This window comes from Enterococcus sp. AZ126 (assembly GCF_051714545.1).
Lineage (GTDB): Bacteria > Bacillota > Bacilli > Lactobacillales > Enterococcaceae > Enterococcus_L.
In genome coordinates this window covers 654,521-672,362 of record NZ_JBIOSB010000001.1, presented here as the reverse complement: position 1 = coordinate 672,362, position 17,842 = coordinate 654,521, and the positions used below count along the sequence as shown (strand labels likewise).

Genomic DNA, 17,842 nt, shown 5'->3' with positions numbered 1-17,842 from the left:
GGCTGATTTTCGGCAACTTCCCTATCATCTTTTAATCCAAAAAGCGGATTTAAAGCTGTTAGGTCCAGTTGCTCAAATCAAAACACCTGATTCTCAACCTAAATTAATCAGTGAGAAGTCAAGCAGGTTCTCGGCTGTTTCCCAAAATAATCAAAATCCAAAAAGCGGATTGTGCTTATTTTAGTCCAACAGCTCGAACCTAAACGCCTGATTCTCAACCTAAGAAAGGGACGTGAGATAATTTGAGTACTGTACCTGAGTTAGAAGAATATCAATTTGGTTTTCATGATGATGTGAAACCAATTTTCAGTACGGGAAATGGACTAACAGAGGAAGTTGTTAGAGAAATTTCACGTAAAAAAGAAGAACCAGAATGGATGTTAGAGTTCCGCTTGAAATCATTGGAACAATTCAACAAAATGGCTATGCAAGAATGGGGACCAGATTTATCTGATATCGATTTTGAAAAAATCAAATATTTCCAAAGAGCCAGCGACAAACCTGCTCGTGACTGGGATGATGTACCAGATAAAATCAAAGAAACCTTTGAAAGAATCGGGATTCCAGAAGCCGAACGTGCGTATCTAGCTGGAGCTTCAGCGCAATATGAATCAGAAGTGGTTTACCACAATATGAAAGAAGAATTCCAAAAATTAGGAATCATCTTTACAGATACCGATTCAGCGTTGAAAGAATACCCAGATATATTCAAAAAATACTTCGCAAAATTAGTCCCACCAACAGATAACAAATTAGCAGCACTAAACTCAGCGGTTTGGTCTGGTGGAACGTTTATCTATGTACCAAAAGGGGTTCGTGTAGATGTACCATTACAAACCTACTTCCGAATCAATGCGGAAAATACAGGACAATTTGAACGTACGCTAATTATCGTGGATGAAGGCGCAAGTGTTCACTACGTAGAAGGCTGTACAGCACCTACGTATACAAGCAATAGCTTACACGCAGCGATCGTTGAGATCTTTACTCATAAAGATGCGTATACACGTTATACAACGATCCAAAACTGGTCGGACAACGTTTATAATTTGGTAACAAAACGTGCCAAAGCTTACGAAGGTGCCACAGTTGAGTGGATCGATGGTAACTTAGGTGCCAAAACAACGATGAAATACCCAAGTGTTTATCTTGATGGAAAAGGTGCTCGTGGCACAATGCTTTCAATTGCATTTGCTGGGGAAAACCAAATCCAAGATACAGGTGCGAAAATGATTCATAATGCGCCAAACACGTCAAGTTCGATCGTTTCTAAATCAATTGCCAAAGACGGTGGCGAAGTGAACTACCGTGGTCAAGTAACGTTTGGGAAAGATAGTGCTGGCTCGATTTCACATATTGAGTGTGATACGATTATTATGGATGATAAATCGAAATCAGATACGATTCCGTTTAATGAGATTCATAACAGTCAAGTGGCGTTGGAGCATGAAGCGAAGGTTTCGAAAATTTCGGAAGAGCAGCTTTATTACCTGATGAGTCGTGGATTGACTGAAGTTGAGGCGACTGAGATGATCGTTATGGGATTTGTGGAGCCGTTTACGAAGGAATTACCGATGGAGTATGCGGTTGAACTTAATAGATTGATTTCTTATGAGATGGAAGGCAGTGTTGGATAAACCTGTTATATGAGCTAGAACCCTTGATATATAAGGATTCTAGCTTTTTTCTTTTACCTTGAAATTAGAAACGACCAGCTTTTGACCAGCTTTTTTACTTACTATTCATCATATCAGCAAATTCTTGACCAGTTTTCTTAGGTGCATTGTTCGTAATATGTGCATAGATGTCTAATGTCACTTTACTATTTTCATGCCCTAATCGTTGTTGAACCACCTTGACAGATTCTCCAGCTTCTAATAGCAAACTAGCATGTGTATGTCTGAACCCATGTGGCGTGATGCGAGTTAAGGTATACTTTTTCAAAATATACCTTAACCAATCATTCACAGTATTTGGAATGTAAAGAGTGTTTTTTAGAGTTGTAAAAACATGTTGTTCTTCTGAACTTGTATTATAACCTAGTTTGAGACAGTCCATTCTCTGTTGCATCTTCCAATCGTTTAAGATTGCTAAAGTGCCTTTATCAAGAGAAATCGTTCTTCTTGAGGCTTTGGTTTTAGGTGTTTGGATTATGATATTCTTATGTTCATCAATCGCAACTGTTTTGTTAACATGTAGTTCCTTATTAAACATATCAATATCTTTCCACTGTAATGCAAGAACTTCGCTTTTTCTCATCCCAGTATATGCTAGTAATCTGAAAAAAGCATACTGCTTAGTGTTTCCAAAGTTCTTGAATGCATCTAATAGGGTATTCAGTTCATCTTTAGTATAGAACTTTCGTTTTTCCTCATACTCTTTATGTTTAGGACGGATTGTTTTTCTCATAGAGTTGCTATCGATGTATTCCATAGAAACGCCATAGGCTAAAATCTGTCCAGTCTGTTTTCGAATAGAGTCCCACATCTTATACTTTGCGTGCCATTTGCTTAAGACTTTCTGGCAATATGGGACAGAGATATCAATTAACTTCAACTTACCAAACTCAGGTAGTATTTGATTTTTAGCAAACCTAACAGATGACGGTGAGTATGTGGGTGAGGAGACAGAAAAAACTGGAACATAGTTTACTCTTACAAAAAATAAAAGTAAAAAATCTAGAGAAAAAAAGGGAGTATTCTGCCTTAGTATCACGAGATGAAGGGAACAGTTCTTCTAGTGTTATTACAATGAATAACTTATAAAAAAGACAAAAGAGGAATAGGTTTTCTACAAGTCTTTATATAAGCTTTAATTGGTATTAGTTTCATAGCAGATATAAAGAAACATAAAGGGAGACGAGGGAAAATAACTAAATAAAAAGATATAAACTGAGTAAAGAGATAGTAAGAATAAAAATGAACCTTAGTGAGATAACTAGGGTTCATTTTTGTAGTAGTCTATTTTTTCAGTTTTAAAATTATATCTGGTATTTCTTCAAATGAGTCTACCCAAATAATATTTATACCTAGCTCACGAAAATAAGCTTCTCTTATATTGTCATCAATATTTTGGTATATTTTTAACAATTTTTCGTGTTTGGTATCAGTAGTTTCGACTCTATTTTTTCGTAATATTGCATAATGTCTGGCACTTTCCTTATTTCTCGTAGAAACGTCTAACAATCTTCTTAAATTAGGGTCGGTTAGTGAACAGCCAATAAAGAGGCAGGTGTTATCTCTAAAGGCATTTATTTGTGTTAAGTTAGACCACGAAAAAGAATCTCTATAAACACGATGATAATCTTCTTCAGAGAATATTAAATTAGCATCGTTTTCCTCTTTTGACCAATTAGATGGCAAAAAGCCATGGACATGGTATATATTTAATTTATCTATAGCAATCATGTTTTCTTCTTGGTAAATTGAATTGTGTTCAAATTCCTTTTCTTCGAATTTTTGTTCAATTAAGTCATCAAAATTATAGGTTATTATACTTTTTAGTCCAGCATTTGAGTATTGTGGTGCAGCTATTTTAATTATTGCATCTAGGATTTTATTATTTTTTGAAAGTGGCTTTGAATATAAAACATCATGCACCAGTTCATAATACTCATCATCTTCAAATGCAGAACGTATATACCTCATTTGAGTAAGTGGAGAATCCTCTTTATTATTATAAGCAAGGTCACTTAGCATATCAATTTCTTCTGAAGTTAACTCTTTATTATCAGAACGTTTAATTATCATCTGGATAAGTAATTTCTTAATCAACTCAGACCAAAGAGGGATACCAGAATCAATAGAAACACCGGCACCTAAAAAAAGAACGAGGTCATTATTTTTATAAGCTTGTCGCACGTGTTCAATATGATTAGACTTGTTCTTGTCTTTTTCTTTTTGAGATTGAGTAGAAGTCAGTGTATCTTCTATAAGAGCTCGTTTTGGTGAGAGTATATATTTTGTATAGTTAGATTCAGGATTTGCTTTTTCAAATAAATCAGTATTATCCCATATAATCAAGTTATTTTTTAGCAAAGGTTTTACATCTTCAGAAATAAATTTTTTTTGTTTTTCTGATAATTGGAAATTGATAATTAGGAGTATTGTATAGCCAGTTCCTAATGTATCGGCTCTGTTTATATTTTTTACTATAAGTTGTTGCATGTTTTGATTTTTAGGACTTGCATATTTTATAATTCCATATGTAAGACCTTTTATGTTATCTATTCCATCCGGTAAATTTATGTCAAACTCAGAATCAAAATTATCAGGATTGGAAAAACTGTATCTCTTTTTTTGTGATTTTGCACGTTCTTCTATTACTCCATAAACGAGATTTTCAAATGCTCGGGCAGACTCAATATTAGATAGAAGATAACGATCAGTTGTTTTTTCTCGGACAGCTTTAATTATTGATTCAGAGTCTATACTTTTTATATCCCCATTGAAGGAGTCCGTAAAAGACCATGTGCCTCGAGTGGTATTTTCAATAAGACCATATTTCTTTAAATATGTTCTTGCCCATGCAAGTCTATAGGAAACTTCAGTCCTATTTGAATCATTATTATGTGGAATTTCTGCTATCTCTTTAGGAAGATTCATAATTTCAACTGCTTTTGTGTCTAAAGCCTTTAGTTTTGCTGTTCCACCAAGCTCTTGTAGAGCAATTAGAGTCGGTATCATCATTTTATCAAAACTAGGAACATCATTATTTTTAAAATCGAAAAAGAAAAACAAGAGTTAATCACCAACCTTATTATTACTGAAATCATTTAGTTAAGTATATCATGTTTGAGATAGTTTAGAAGAAGTAAATTATCATTGTCAGACAATAGAGAGAGTAAGAACTCTGAAATACGGAGCACCACTCTTTTTCTGACCAGATTTTGACCAGCCTATTTTGTAGTCTAAAGTAGTCATTTGCATTAAATATTTTGTAGTAATAGTAGTATTCTCCTTGTTTGATTTAGGTTGTTATCTCAAATTTAATATGTAAGGGTCTGTTGGCTAATAACAAAATAGAAGATAGGAACGCTATCATATAAGCATCCCTAGCCTTTTTTGATATCTGAAATAAAAGTAGAACCAATACTAGCATCAATAGGCATTTTTAGAATAAATATTTTTCTATCTCGATGATTTTGTAAATTTTCTTTTGGTGAATATATGCTGATAAATAGAAAGTTTGATATAATAAAGATAATTATGTGTACTGCAAAAAAAGTGTCAGAGTTATTGAAGAAAATAGGTAAATAATATTTAGTAATCAGGTAAGAAGGTGCCAATAACTAAATTTTTGCAGTAAGACGGGAGATTATTATGAGCAACTATTATACAGAAAACGAATTTAATGAGTTAGTTGATTCATTAGCAGGAGCAGTAAAAAACTTTAATCTAGTTGTTTTTATAGGAGCAGGTATTTCACTTTCGCAAGGCTATCCAAATTGGAATGGTTACATTGAAAAATTAATTCATTTTTGGCAATTCAATATACATCATGTTGCGAAAGAAAAGATAGAAGTATCAAATAAATTGCTCTTGCAATTTGATGAAATCTTGAAATCGAATAATGGCCCCAAAAGAAAGATTGATTTATTACATACTTTGTTGCATGGTATTTTAGGAGAAGAGTTTGACGATGTAAAACTTAATTTTGAAAAATATTTTTTTAAAGAGATCGTACCAGATTATTTAGAAAATAGTGTGTTGGTTGAATTGATAAAATTAGATCCAATCTTTATAACATCAAATTATGATTTCGAAATTGAGAAACATTTGAAACGTATCAGGCAAAAAGATGCATTTAAATCTATAAATAATCTACATGAATTCACCACTTGGAGCAGCAGACTAACATCAGGCGATGTTTTGCATTTGCATGGAACAACAGAAGGAGAAGGGCATTATTTTGTTAATTCATCCTTGGATTATTCTCGGCAATATTTAAAAGAGACACAGGAATTTCAGAATTTAAGAACATGGTTTGAAACAAAACAACCTATTGTCTTATTTCTTGGAAGTAGTATGGAAGAAGAAGAGATTTTATCCTTACTACCAGCAACATCTAAAAATTTTGCTATGATGAAAGCAGAGCCGAATGAATCTCAAGAGTTTAGAAATCTTTATAATCAAACCTATCAAAAAAATAATCGTACAACCATTTTTTGGTATGGTGATGATTATGATGATTTGCCAAAAGAAGTAGAGAAAATGGTAAGTACCGTTCAGAAAAAATTAGAAGTGTCTAAGTCTAGTGAGGACTGGGCGATACTTCATAGTATATCAACCGATAATGAAATTTATCAGAAAACACTTGAAAAATATTCAGAAGATGAACGATATTTATCCGATATTTTTAAAACTGATGATATTGATTTACAAAAAAAGATTTTAAAAATTACATTACGTAGTCAGATTATATTGAAGAAAATTAGTAATATCAGTAGTTTTTGGAATATGGTTAGTAAAAATTGTAATGATATAAACAATGAACAACTCAAAATAATTATTGGAATTTTTAAGGATGAAAAACTAAATATTTACTGCCAAGATCTTTTTGAAGTATATAAACAACTTCCGACCTCAGATAATATCTCAAAAGAAGATATGAATGAAGTAAGAAGACATCTGGCACAAAACCAATCGTTAGTTAATACATCTTTTTCTGAAGATTCAGATTTGATGGGATATTGGTTAAGTGAGCAATTTCAACAAGAAAACTCACATCATAGAAATATTTTTTACGGTGAACAAAGTCTTAAAATTAATCTTAGAAGTGAATTGATTATGCCAATTATCGAGTCACTAAAAGAAGAAGGAATATATCTCTATTGGTCATTTAATGAAATTGTTTCAATGGATGGGTTAATAAAAATTATCTATAATTCCCTTCTAGACGAGAAATTATTGTACGAAGATATGTTTATTTTAGAGAATTTCCCCGAACCCTTATTAGAAACGCGTCTATTTCAACGAATGCTAGTTAATATTGATAATGAAAAGAAATTGCCTAATCCTATTGTTAACAAGTTAATAGCTAAAATTGATTTTACTGATACTATTTTTGGAACTGAGCTAAATGAATTTGCAAGAAATCATAAAACAGAAATAGGAGAGGATGCTCTTGAAGTTTATGAAAATGCGATTGAATCAGGACCTGTTAGTATTGTTCATCCTCGTTCATTTATAGACAGTAGCCAGATTCTTAAAGAAAATGAAGAATCCATCTTGGAGATTTTATTAGGTAGTCAAGATGAGTCATTTTCACAGAGAGAAGACTTTTATTCTGAAAAAAACAATAAAGAAACTTCTAATTATTTGTTAAATGTATTGAAAAAAAATGATGTAGTTTCGCAAAAAATAGAGAAGATAATCATTGATAAGGGGTCACTTCTATATCCAAAGTTTGATAGACTTTTTCTCAAAATTTTAACGGATGATTATAACTCTGATTTAAAAGAGAAGGCTTTAAATATATTTTTAGAAAAATTCAATTCAGATAGTTTTAGTTGGGAAGAAAAATTGTTCTTCCAAGAGTTGATTTCTAAAAAGGAATTTGAACATAAAGCTTTTGAAAAGCTATTTCAAGTCGAGGTTAATAAGCTTAGTTATAACTATGTGTATACAAATAAAGAGAGACCTGAATTAATTGAACGTGATGATTTTATTAATACTGAGTTAGGAAGGTATTTGGATATACTGATATTAATAAACAAAAAGGACAAGTCTAAACGTGGTGTAATTAAAGAGATTGTAGCTAAAGTTAATTTCAATCAATTTAGAGAATTTACGCTGGGAGCTTTGACAACAGTTGATAATTCAATAGATTTAGAAAAGGTTACGATCAATACTTTCCAAGGATATTCTTTTTCAATAAGCGGATTCAAGCAAGGGGATTTAGACAAATTTAAATTTATAGGTCAAGAATTACTGAAAAAAGGCTATGTGAATAATGTGAATCAAAATAATCTGTTCTTGCTTGCTCTATCTAAGATAAACCCTAGTGATGAAGAAATGGAGATAAATTGGAATAAAATCAATTTTTCTTGGATGCTCTCTCTTATTTTTCAAAGTGAATTTGAGTTTGAGTATGAAGAGAAGTGGCTTCGAGAAATAATGCTGCATGATAAGGAAGGTGATTTTGGAAGAGACATTCTTTATTATTTAGAGGAAGACAGCACTGTATTATCTAAAGGAGAAAAGGTTTTACGGGTATTTGAAGAAAACATTTCTGATTATAAAGGGAAGGTAAACGTTCATTCACTTCCTGATAGTCTTAAAGAACAAAAAAATAGTGAGAAAAAAGATTTATTGATTAAGCTGTTCTTTTTATTGATAGAAAATGCAAAAATTGAAAAAAGTTATTTTGGCAGTCGTAATTTATTAAGTATCATGCAACAATTACCTTTGGAATCAAAGAAAAGGCTTGCAGGTCACGCAAATCTTTCAACGGTTCTTTCACCATTAGAGATTGATGAGTTGAAAAGAGCTATTGATTAAAGTTGGAATTTGTAAGCTGACTATTAAGGCGTTGGGTTAAAACAGTGTTGGAAGGCTCAATAAGGAGCGATATGGATAGAACGAAGGATTATCTTACTTAATTGTGTGAAACAAATAAAATAAACGAAGACAACAGTTACTATGTACTTTTAGCATAGTTGTTGGCTTCGTTTATTAGGTATGTCTGTCAATATTCGAAGAACTCATAAAACAATTGAAATCATTGAGTGATTTTGACCTTTTCTTTTTTCATTAATTTGTCAAGTTGCGTTTCTAATTGATCAATACAGGTTGAAAAATCATCCATAAATGAACCAAAAATTTGAGATAAAGAGTAGTAATCTCTGGCAATTTTTTTCTTGTCTAGTGGTAGTTTTCTGTTGGCAAAGTGTTTATCTACTACCATTAAAATATCTGTCCATGATTCAAGTTGTTCGAGGGTATCTTTCATAGCATGCATGTCTTGGTAGGAGACTTGTTTGATGGGTTGCTTGTTTGGTGTCATCATAATCTTTACATTTTCTTCGTTCATAATAATTCCTCCCTTTTCGATTTTACTTTTTTACCTATAAATAAAGAAAGTAGTAGATAATTCAATTATATTTAGGTAAAATAAGAGTTGCTGATGCTGTGCATCAGTATTTGTGGCAACTTGTATGTCTAGTGTACGCTGTTCATACAAGTCTTCATCGTTTGGTTGGCGCTAAACTTTGAAGGGCCACTTTTTAATTACTTTAATTCTAAATTTATCTAATATCTTTCAATAAGCAAATAAAAAGCGGCATTGGATACACTCCAACACCGCTTTTTACCTATGTATGTTTAAGGTTTGCTACAACAGAAAAACATTGTAAATAAACCTATTCGTTAATTAGGAAAAAGTTTTTTTGGTTGATAGTGTACGCTATCCATCCTTACTTTAATATTTAGTTGGCGCTAAATATTAAAGCATTTTTTATTTAAATGTTAAAAGAAATGTAACTTATAATCTGTAGACTTAAAGTATACAAAAATTATATCATGTAGATATAACATAGTCAATAAAAGAAAGGGAACGAGTATTATGACTTCATTAAAAATTATTTTTGCAAATAATGTTAAAGAAATTCGGCAAGATAAAAAATTATCCCAAGAGGGACTTGCCTACGCTTGTAAACTACATCGTACCTATATTTCTGACATTGAACGAGGAAAACGTAATGTTTCGATTGATAATATTGAAAAAATTGCTCTTGCACTGGAAGTAAAACCTTATGAGTTATTGATAAAGAAATAAGCTCACTTCTGTAAATATTTAATGTGAATCTGCTTGATGATATTGAATTAATTTGATATAGGAATAAGTCATTCTTTAAAATGTTGAGAATGGCTTTTTTATTCATTCAGATATACAGAATAAATTACGCTGAAACAGGTAAAAGGTGGCATGAAATACACTGAAAAGTATACTTTTACATCGGTTTAATATATAATTTACTTGACTACGTATATAAATAATTAAACATATTTTTATAGATAAAGGGGCAACTAAAATTGAATGATAAAGAATTAAAAAAACTGAAAGACGATCTTTGGACGACGGCGATTGATATGCGTGCCAACTCTAATTTAAGTGCCCATGATTATGCTGAACCCATTTTAGGGCTAATTTTTTTGCGTTTTGCTGACGCTAAATATAAAAAATTTGAAAAAGCTATTGAAGAAGAATTTGAAAAAAGACAAAAAAGTACACGTATTTCAGCAAATAAAAGTGAGATTGCCCTTGAATTAGCAGGAATTTATGTACCAGATGACGCAAGGTATGATTATTTATTAAATCTTCCAGAAAAAGAAGATGTTATTGCGCCAGCAATTGTAAATGCAATGAATGAAATGGAAAGATACGCATCTTCTGTAGAAGGAGCATTACCCAAAGAAAAATACAAAGAAATACCAGCAACAAATTTAAAAAATTTGCTGAAGAATTTCAAAGATATTCCAACAGAGGGCTCAGTTGATATTTTTGGAGAAATCTATGAGTTCTTTCTGGGAAAATTTGCCATGGCAGAAGGACAAGGTGGAGGTGTCTTTTATACTCCAGCATCAGTAGTTCAGTATATGGTAGAAGTTGTTCAACCAAAAAAAGGTAGAATATTAGATCCTGCATGTGGCTCAGGAGGAATGTTTGTTCAATCGGCTCTTTATGCGAAAAAACATGGCTATGGCCCAAATGCTTTAAGAGCCCATGGCGTTGAAAAAGAACCGGCAACTGTAAAATTAGCACAATTAAACTTATTGCTTCATAACATGAATGGAGATATTACTCAAGCCAATTCATTTTACGAAGACCCCCACATTAGCTATGAGAAGTTTGATTATGTTTTTGCCAATCCTCCGTTTAATGTAAGAGGTGTTGAATACGAGCGCGTATGTAATCAAAAAAGATTTAATGAATATGGTATTCCAAGAAATTCTAGTAAAAATGATGAAATTGAGAAAGTCCCCAATGCCAATTACTTATGGATTAATCAATTTGCCACTGCATTGAAAAAAATGGTAAAGCGGCATTAGTTATGCCAAATGGAGCTTCCACAGCAGGAGATGGTGGACAAAAAGAAATTCGCAAACGTTTATTAGAAAGTGGTCACCTCTCACAAATTGTTGTGTTACCTTCAAATATGTTTAATACTGTCACTTTACCAGCAACTCTATGGTTCTTTGATAAATCAAAAAAACATAAAGAAATTTTGTTTATTAATGCAGATAAAAAAGAATTATATACACAGGTAGATCGTGCACACCGTAGATTTGATGAAGCACATATTAAAAACCTTGCTTTGATTACAAGGTTGTATGAAGGCAATGCCCAAGAATATGAAGAAATAAATAACTGGTATCAAGCAAATATTGACTTAAATGATGACCAAAAGGAATATTGGCAAAAACAACTAGATTGGGTTAACGAACGCTTTCCAGAGGGAATGTATCAAGATACAGCAGGATTATGTAGTGTTGTTCCAGTTCATGGAGAAAATAGTATTGAATCAAAAGATTGGAGCTTATCCCCAGGATTATATGTTGGTGTGGAAGAGATAGAAGTAGATGAAGAACCCTTTGAAGAGAAGATGGAAAGGTTAACAAAGCAATTATCAGAACAGTTCCGAAAATCAAATGAATTGGAAAAGGAAATTTGCAATGCCCTAGGAGGCATAGGGTATGAGATATAAATTAAATGAGGTTATCGAAATAATCGGTGGTGGTACGCCTAAGAGAACAGTTAAAGAATACTGGAATGGAGATATTCCATGGATATCTGTCAAGGATTTTACTACGTCAAGATGGATAAATAAGACTTGTGAAACTATTACTGATATGGGTTTGAAGAAAAGTTCTACCAATGTAATGAATAAAGGAGATTTAGTTATTTCAGCTCGTGGAACAGTTGGTCTAGTTGCACAAATAAATAAAAAAATGGCGTTTAATCAATCTTGTTACGGATTAAAGGGAATTTCTAAATATATTACTAATGATTACTTATATTATTGGTTAAAACAGAATGTTATGTACGTGAAATCAAATACTCATGGGTCTGTTTTTGATACTATAACTAGAGATACATTTAGTTCTTTACAAATTGAAATTCCGAGTATAAATATTCAAAAAAAAGTTACAAAGTTGCTTACTTCATTTGATTCAAAAATCGACCTCAACAATCAAATTATAAACACTTTAGAAGAAACCGTAACAACTCTTTTCAACCATTGGTTCATTGATTTTGAATTTCCAGATAAAAATGGAAATCCATACAAATCAAGCGGTGGAAAAATGGTTGAAAGTGAATTAGGTGAAATTCCAGAAGAGTTTCAACTTGTTGAATTGGGAAATATTATAGAAAATATAAAAGATAAAATATTAGTTGAAGATTTATCCTTAGATAATTATGCAAGTACTGAAAATTTATTGGCAGGTAAATTGGGTAAAATGCAAGCAACAAAACTTCCGACTGTGAAATCTGTTAAGTGTTATAGAAATGATGATGTATTGATTTCCAATATTCGACCTTACTTTAAAAAGATTTGGAAAGCTGTTGGTAAAGGTGGTTATTCAAATGATGTGTTGAATTTTCGTGCGAAGAGGGCTATTTGCTTACCAGAGTTTTTATACTCATTTCTTCAAAGAGATGATTTTTTTGAATTCATGACTCTTACATCTAAAGGAACGAAAATGCCAAGAGGAGATAAGCAAGCAATTGCAACTTTAAAACTAGCTTTGCCAAATATGGATATGATGCTTTGTTATAGTGAAAAAACTATTCCATTGTTTAATATGATTAATCAAAGAAAATCTGAAAACGAAACTTTAAAAGAACTTAGAGACACTCTACTACCAAAACTTCTTTCTGGAGAAATTGAATTAGAGTAAGAAAAACGAAATTTGAACTAAAGGAGGTCTAAAAAATGGTTGATTTTATCACGGAAGATGATCTGGAATTGCGTATTATGGAAGAATTTGAAGATTTAGGTTATTCACTTTTGAATGCTTACACAAAAACAAATTCTTCTCTTAAGGATGGAACACATCGACAGGCAAAAAAACAAGTCGTTTTACCTGATGTTCTTTTAGAGTACGCTCGTAAACTAAATCCTTCAATTCCAGATGCACTCATTGTTGGGGAAGTACAAGCCATTATCAAGGATGATTCTTTAAATTCTAGGTTATTAAAAGATAAAAATTATGAATATTATCAATCTTTAATTAATGGGTTCAATATAAGATTTTCTCTCAATGATGAAGAACAGATTGAAACATTAAAGCTAATTGATTTTGAGCATCCTGAAAATAATTCTTTTATTGCCGCTCGACAAGTTTGGATTGCTGGTGAGATTGGGTACCGTCGACCGGATATTATCGTGTATATCAATGGACTTCCTTTAGTTTGGATTGAGTTAAAGAAACCAAGTGAAAATGTCCAATTAGGGTATTCAAAAAATCTGATGGATCAGAAAAAGGATATTCCACAATTATTTTTCTTCAATCAATTATGTATTATTTCAAATGGACATATTACGAAGGCTGGCAGCTATAATTCGACCTTCTCTCATTATTTTGAATGGCTTAAAATTGAGGATGAAAAAGAGGTGATTGATCGAACGAAAATTCATGATGAAGAGCTATCCATTCAATATTTACTTAAAGGACTTATGCCAAAAGCGAAACTTTTAGATTATATTGAAAACTTTATTTTGTATCTAAATAAAGATACGAAAATCGTTGCGAAAAATCATCAGTTTTTAGGTGTCAATCATGCGATTGAAGCTTTTGAGAATAGAGAAGCTAGAAATGGAAAATTAGGGGTATTTTGGCATACACAAGGTAGTGGCAAAAGCTTTTCCATGGTGATGTATGTTCGGAAAATAAGACGGAAATTTGCAGGAAACTATACCTTTTTACTTGTGACAGATCGCAATGATTTAGATTCGCAGTTAATCAAAAATTTTGTGCGAACAGGTGTAGTTGAAGATACAAATATGGTTAAACCAAAAAGTGGGTTGCAACTTAGAGAATTACTTAAAAGTAATATCTCGATGATTTTCACTACAATACAAAAATTTAGATACGATAAATACAAAGATTTTCCTCTGCTTTCTGAACGAAAAGATATTATTGTGATTGTAGATGAAGCCCATCGAACTCAATATAAAAATTTAGCTGAAAACATGCGTAAGGGCATACCTAATGCGCAATATATTGCTTTTACAGGAACACCACTGTTAGGTAGTAAACAATTAACCTATGATTATTTTGGAAATCCAGTGAGTGAGTATACATTTAATGATTCCATTAATGACGGTGCAACAGTTCCTTTATTCTATACAAAAAAAGTCCCTACAGTTAATTTAAATAATGATCTATTAAATGATGAATTTTTGGATATCATTGATAAGGAAGAATTGACAGACGAAGAACGAAAGAAATTAGAGAATAAATACCGTAGTTCTTTAAACGTAATGAAACGAGACGACCGGTTAGACGAAGTTGCTCAATACATCGTTAAACACTTTCCAAAAAGAGGTTTTTTAGGAAAAGGGATGGTTATTTCAGTCGATAAATATGCGACAGTTATGATGTATAACAAAGTGCAAGAGCATTGGAAAAAAAGAATACGAGCCATTAATTCTGTGTTGCAACAAACACATTCTCAGGAAGAGAAAGAAGCTTTATTAAAAGAGAAAACATTTATGAAGAGTGTCGAAATGGCTGTTGTGGTAAGCGAGGAAAGCGGAGAAGAAGAAAAATTCGAGCGGTTTGGCTTAGATATTACGCAACATAGAAAAAGATATCATCAAGTTGATGACGAAGGTCGTGATATTGAAGAGCAATTCAAAGATCCGGATCATCCTTTACAGCTAGTTTTTGTAACCGCTATGTGGCTAACTGGCTTTGATGCGCCTTCGGTTTCAACGCTTTATTTAGATAAACCAATGAAGAGCCACACATTAATGCAAGCCATTGCCCGTGCGAATCGTGTTTATTCAGATGATAAACGTGGGATTAAGATCAATGGCTTGATTGTAGATCATGTGAATATTTTCCATTATATGAAAAAAGCCCTGAAAGACTACGGCGGTTCTCATCATGAGGCTGAATTAGACTTGCCAGTAAAACAAGTAGATGAGCTGGTTGAGATGCTTGTCTTAACTCAGGAAGAAATTATTCATTTTTGTACATCCTTAAATATTGATTTAATGGAAATAGTAAGTACTGAAGATGTATTTTCAAAAACTTGTAAGATAAAATCTGCAGTTAATGTTGTTCTAGCAACAGATGAGCAAAAAGCACAATTTATTATTTATACGAATTTATTAAAGAATATTTATGATGCTTCTTGTCCTGAAATTTTCCAATATGATTGGGATAATCGTATCTTTAAGCTAGTTCAATACATGTCAAAACTGATGGGGAATTTGATTCAAAATGAACGAATTGAAGATGCTCAAGTGAAAGTAGAAGAGTTACTGGATGTGAGTGTCGATTCGGAGAATTTATTTTATATCAAAGAAGATTCAGATGTTGATTATGATAATAAAACAATCTCACTTTCAGAGTTAGACGTAGAAACAATGATTGCAAAAATTCAAAAGTCAGAATATGTAAATATTGAATTGGTAGAATTGAGAAATTTTATCGAACAAAAATTAGAAGCAATGCTAAATAAAAATGAAACAAGAGTTTCTTTTGCTCAAAGGTACGAAAAATTAGTTCAAGGATATAACGCTGGTGCTACAGCAAATGAGAATTATTTTGAAGAGTTAAAGAAATTTGTAAAAGATTTGAAAAAAGAAGACGCACGTGCATCAACAGAACATCTTTCCGAAGAAGAATTGGTTTTATATGATTTACTTTTGAAAGAAAAACTAACAAAAGAAGAAGAAAAACAAGTAAAATCAGCAGCAACCCAATTGTATTATTCATTGATGAAAGAAAACGGAAAAATTTTGAGTGTTGACTGGTTTAAAGATGAACAGCCAAAACAACGAGTAAAAAATAAAATTGAGACAGTGCTTGATAAAGAGTTACCCGATTCATATGATAAACAGCTCTTTCAAAATAAAACGGAAACGATTTTCCAATTTATCTTGAATAGAGCTGTGTCAGGTAGAGGATATGTTGGAAACTTATAAAATAAAAATAGTATTGAAATGAATGATCAAATTTCAATACTATTTTTGTATAGAAAGTTTTATTCAACCTATGGAGGAGGTTTGGAAATGGAGTCCAAAATTCGGGATTATTTAGCAGAAAATTTAAACTTTTTATCGGATGAACTAAGTTTAATTGGTAAAGAATACTTATTACCCAATAATGATGGGACAAAAGGATATGTAGATTTACTAGCTAAAGATAAGCAAGGGAACTACGTGATTATTGAAATAAAAAGAAGTAATCAGGCTGCACGACAAGCGTTACACGAAATTTTTAAATATTCAGCTTTATTAAAAAGAAATCTATATATTAAGCAAAGCGAAATTAGAGTTATTTTAATTTCTACAACTTGGGATGAATTATTGGTTCCTTTTTCTCAATTTGTATTAGAGACTGATTTACTAGTTGAAGGTTATGAGATCGAAGTCAATAATCATTTTATACCAATAGCTAAAAGAAAGATAAAATCAGTTCCTAATCCTATTCAAAGAAAAATATCTAGAATTCAACATATTTTCCTCTATGGGGCTAAACGTTGTATATATGATGAACTATCAATAATAAGTTATCTTTTAGAACAAGTGGGTATTAAGGAATATATTTTATTAAATCTAAATTATCAAGGTACAAATAATCAGGTTATCCATCCAAAAGGGATATATCTAGCTTTCCAAAAAGTACCAATTAGTAATTATATAGAATTTTGTAAAAAGCAGAGTAAACATGACTTAATAGATTATGGAAATTTATATGAAGAATTATTAGAAATTGAAAAAAATTATGATGGAGAAGAATTACAAGGAGAAATAGAACAAGCAATATTAGGTGAAGTGATCAACCGATCATATTGTGATACATCTGAGATCGGTTATCCAGAGAAACTTTTGAATATGTTGCATTCTGATTGGAAGATGGAGAACCATGTTTGTGGAGGAGCTTTTGCTAAAGACCAATTATATACAGTAAATAAATTAATACAAGACATAATAGGATTAAACGATACAAACTATGTTTTCTTTTATGATTATGCCAACTCTAAGCATTTAGCAAAACTAAAAGAAGTGTTGTACAATGCAAAGAATGTTTTTTATGGTAACAAAATTTGGAAACAACATTTTACTTGTATTTTTAATGAATTAGAAGAGAAATACGACAACTACACGATTGTTGTCTCCATAACAAACCCTGAAAGTATCTTGGAATGTCTAGTGTATGGAATAGAACCTACGTATGAAATTATCATAAATCATAAAGATTATGAAGTAGTGCAAATTTATCGTGGAAACATAGAATATAATTTTAAAGAAACATCTTTAAAAGACATTTTGATAAAACATTTTTATAATAACCCCATGATGTTGTTTAGTGTACTAAATTCTGGAGAATTATATAAGCAAGAAATGGATATAATGAATGATATTGGGCTAAAATATATTAGTAAGAGATATGACATTTTCAATGATAAAACAGAATGTTATGATGTACGTATTTCAGAATATGGAGAGATATTTTATACTCCTTGTGAAGAAAAAACACTCTTTCAAGATTATTTGAAGAATACTCATGTCTTAGTTGCAGATTTAAAAGAACTTTTTTCAAGTAATATCGCATATGATAATTAGTATTATTTTGGTAAATTTATAAAAATAACTGAAAGG

The 17,842-nt window shown here is 31.6% G+C and carries 10 protein-coding genes and 1 pseudogene; 8 read left to right on the top strand and 3 right to left on the bottom strand.

Annotation, left to right across the window (positions count from 1 at the left end; translation table 11 throughout):
- The first annotated feature begins 242 nt into the window (after window positions 1-242).
- Complete coding sequence (sufB, locus tag IGI43_RS03190) at window positions 243-1,637, top strand: Fe-S cluster assembly protein SufB (protein WP_010772886.1); 1,395 nt, start codon at window positions 243-245, stop codon at window positions 1,635-1,637.
- 94 nt (window positions 1,638-1,731) lie between these two features.
- Here the strand turns inward: sufB and IGI43_RS03185 are convergent.
- Window positions 1,732-2,601: pseudogene (locus IGI43_RS03185) on the bottom strand (tyrosine-type recombinase/integrase); the annotation flags it as partial.
- Between the two features lie 359 nt (window positions 2,602-2,960).
- Complete coding sequence (locus tag IGI43_RS03180; RefSeq protein ID WP_438756389.1) at window positions 2,961-4,739, bottom strand: SIR2 family protein; 1,779 nt, start codon at window positions 4,737-4,739, stop codon at window positions 2,961-2,963.
- A 582-nt stretch (window positions 4,740-5,321) separates the two neighbouring features.
- On the opposite strand from IGI43_RS03180, the gene IGI43_RS03175 reads away from it, so the two are divergent.
- Entirely contained in the window at window positions 5,322-8,501 is a 3,180-nt protein-coding gene (locus IGI43_RS03175; protein WP_438756388.1) for an SIR2 family protein, read from the top strand.
- A 220-nt stretch (window positions 8,502-8,721) separates the two neighbouring features.
- On the opposite strand, the gene IGI43_RS03170 is transcribed toward IGI43_RS03175, so the two are convergent.
- On the bottom strand, window positions 8,722-9,033 hold the full coding sequence (locus tag IGI43_RS03170) for a hypothetical protein (RefSeq protein ID WP_438756387.1): 312 nt from the start codon (window positions 9,031-9,033) through the stop codon (window positions 8,722-8,724).
- Window positions 9,034-9,564: 531 nt separating this feature from the next.
- On the opposite strand from IGI43_RS03170, the gene IGI43_RS03165 reads away from it, so the two are divergent.
- The 6 genes from IGI43_RS03165 (at window position 9,565) to IGI43_RS03140 (ending at window position 17,806) form a co-directional block, all read left to right on the top strand.
- On the top strand, window positions 9,565-9,777 hold the full coding sequence (locus IGI43_RS03165; protein WP_438756386.1) for a helix-turn-helix domain-containing protein: 213 nt from the start codon (window positions 9,565-9,567) through the stop codon (window positions 9,775-9,777).
- Between the two features lie 257 nt (window positions 9,778-10,034).
- Entirely contained in the window at window positions 10,035-11,051 is a 1,017-nt protein-coding gene (locus IGI43_RS03160; protein WP_438756385.1) for an N-6 DNA methylase, read from the top strand.
- A gap of 2 nt (window positions 11,052-11,053) precedes the next feature.
- Window positions 11,054-11,707: an N-6 DNA methylase gene (locus tag IGI43_RS03155; RefSeq protein ID WP_438756384.1), complete on the top strand. Its 654-nt coding sequence runs from the start codon at window positions 11,054-11,056 to the stop codon at window positions 11,705-11,707.
- Window positions 11,697-12,902 carry a restriction endonuclease subunit S gene (locus tag IGI43_RS03150; protein WP_438756383.1) on the top strand — a complete coding sequence of 402 codons (1,206 nt, stop codon included), beginning with the start codon at window positions 11,697-11,699 and terminating at the stop codon, window positions 12,900-12,902. The genes IGI43_RS03155 and IGI43_RS03150 overlap by 11 nt, the downstream gene beginning before the upstream one ends.
- Before the next feature lie 35 nt (window positions 12,903-12,937).
- Complete coding sequence (locus IGI43_RS03145) at window positions 12,938-16,162, top strand: type I restriction endonuclease subunit R (RefSeq protein ID WP_438756382.1); 3,225 nt, start codon at window positions 12,938-12,940, stop codon at window positions 16,160-16,162.
- An 87-nt stretch (window positions 16,163-16,249) separates the two neighbouring features.
- A complete protein-coding gene (locus IGI43_RS03140; protein WP_438756381.1) occupies window positions 16,250-17,806 on the top strand; it encodes an endonuclease NucS domain-containing protein in 1,557 nt (518 codons plus the stop codon).
- The last annotated feature ends 36 nt before the right edge of the window (window positions 17,807-17,842 follow it).

What these genes read in the sequence shown, in the direction of transcription:
- IGI43_RS03140 (WP_438756381.1), top strand. Translation starts at nt 16,250, where the DNA reads ATGGAGTCCAAAATTCGGGATTATTTAGCAGAAAATTTAAACTTTTTA.
- IGI43_RS03150 (WP_438756383.1), top strand. Translation starts at nt 11,697, where the DNA reads ATGAGATATAAATTAAATGAGGTTATCGAAATAATCGGTGGTGGTACG.
- IGI43_RS03155 (WP_438756384.1), top strand. Translation starts at nt 11,054, where the DNA reads ATGCCAAATGGAGCTTCCACAGCAGGAGATGGTGGACAAAAAGAAATT.
- IGI43_RS03175 (WP_438756388.1), top strand. Translation starts at nt 5,322, where the DNA reads ATGAGCAACTATTATACAGAAAACGAATTTAATGAGTTAGTTGATTCA.
- IGI43_RS03165 (WP_438756386.1), top strand. Translation starts at nt 9,565, where the DNA reads ATGACTTCATTAAAAATTATTTTTGCAAATAATGTTAAAGAAATTCGG.
- IGI43_RS03170 (WP_438756387.1), bottom strand. Translation starts at nt 9,033, where the DNA reads ATGAACGAAGAAAATGTAAAGATTATGATGACACCAAACAAGCAACCC.
- IGI43_RS03145 (WP_438756382.1), top strand. Translation starts at nt 12,938, where the DNA reads ATGGTTGATTTTATCACGGAAGATGATCTGGAATTGCGTATTATGGAA.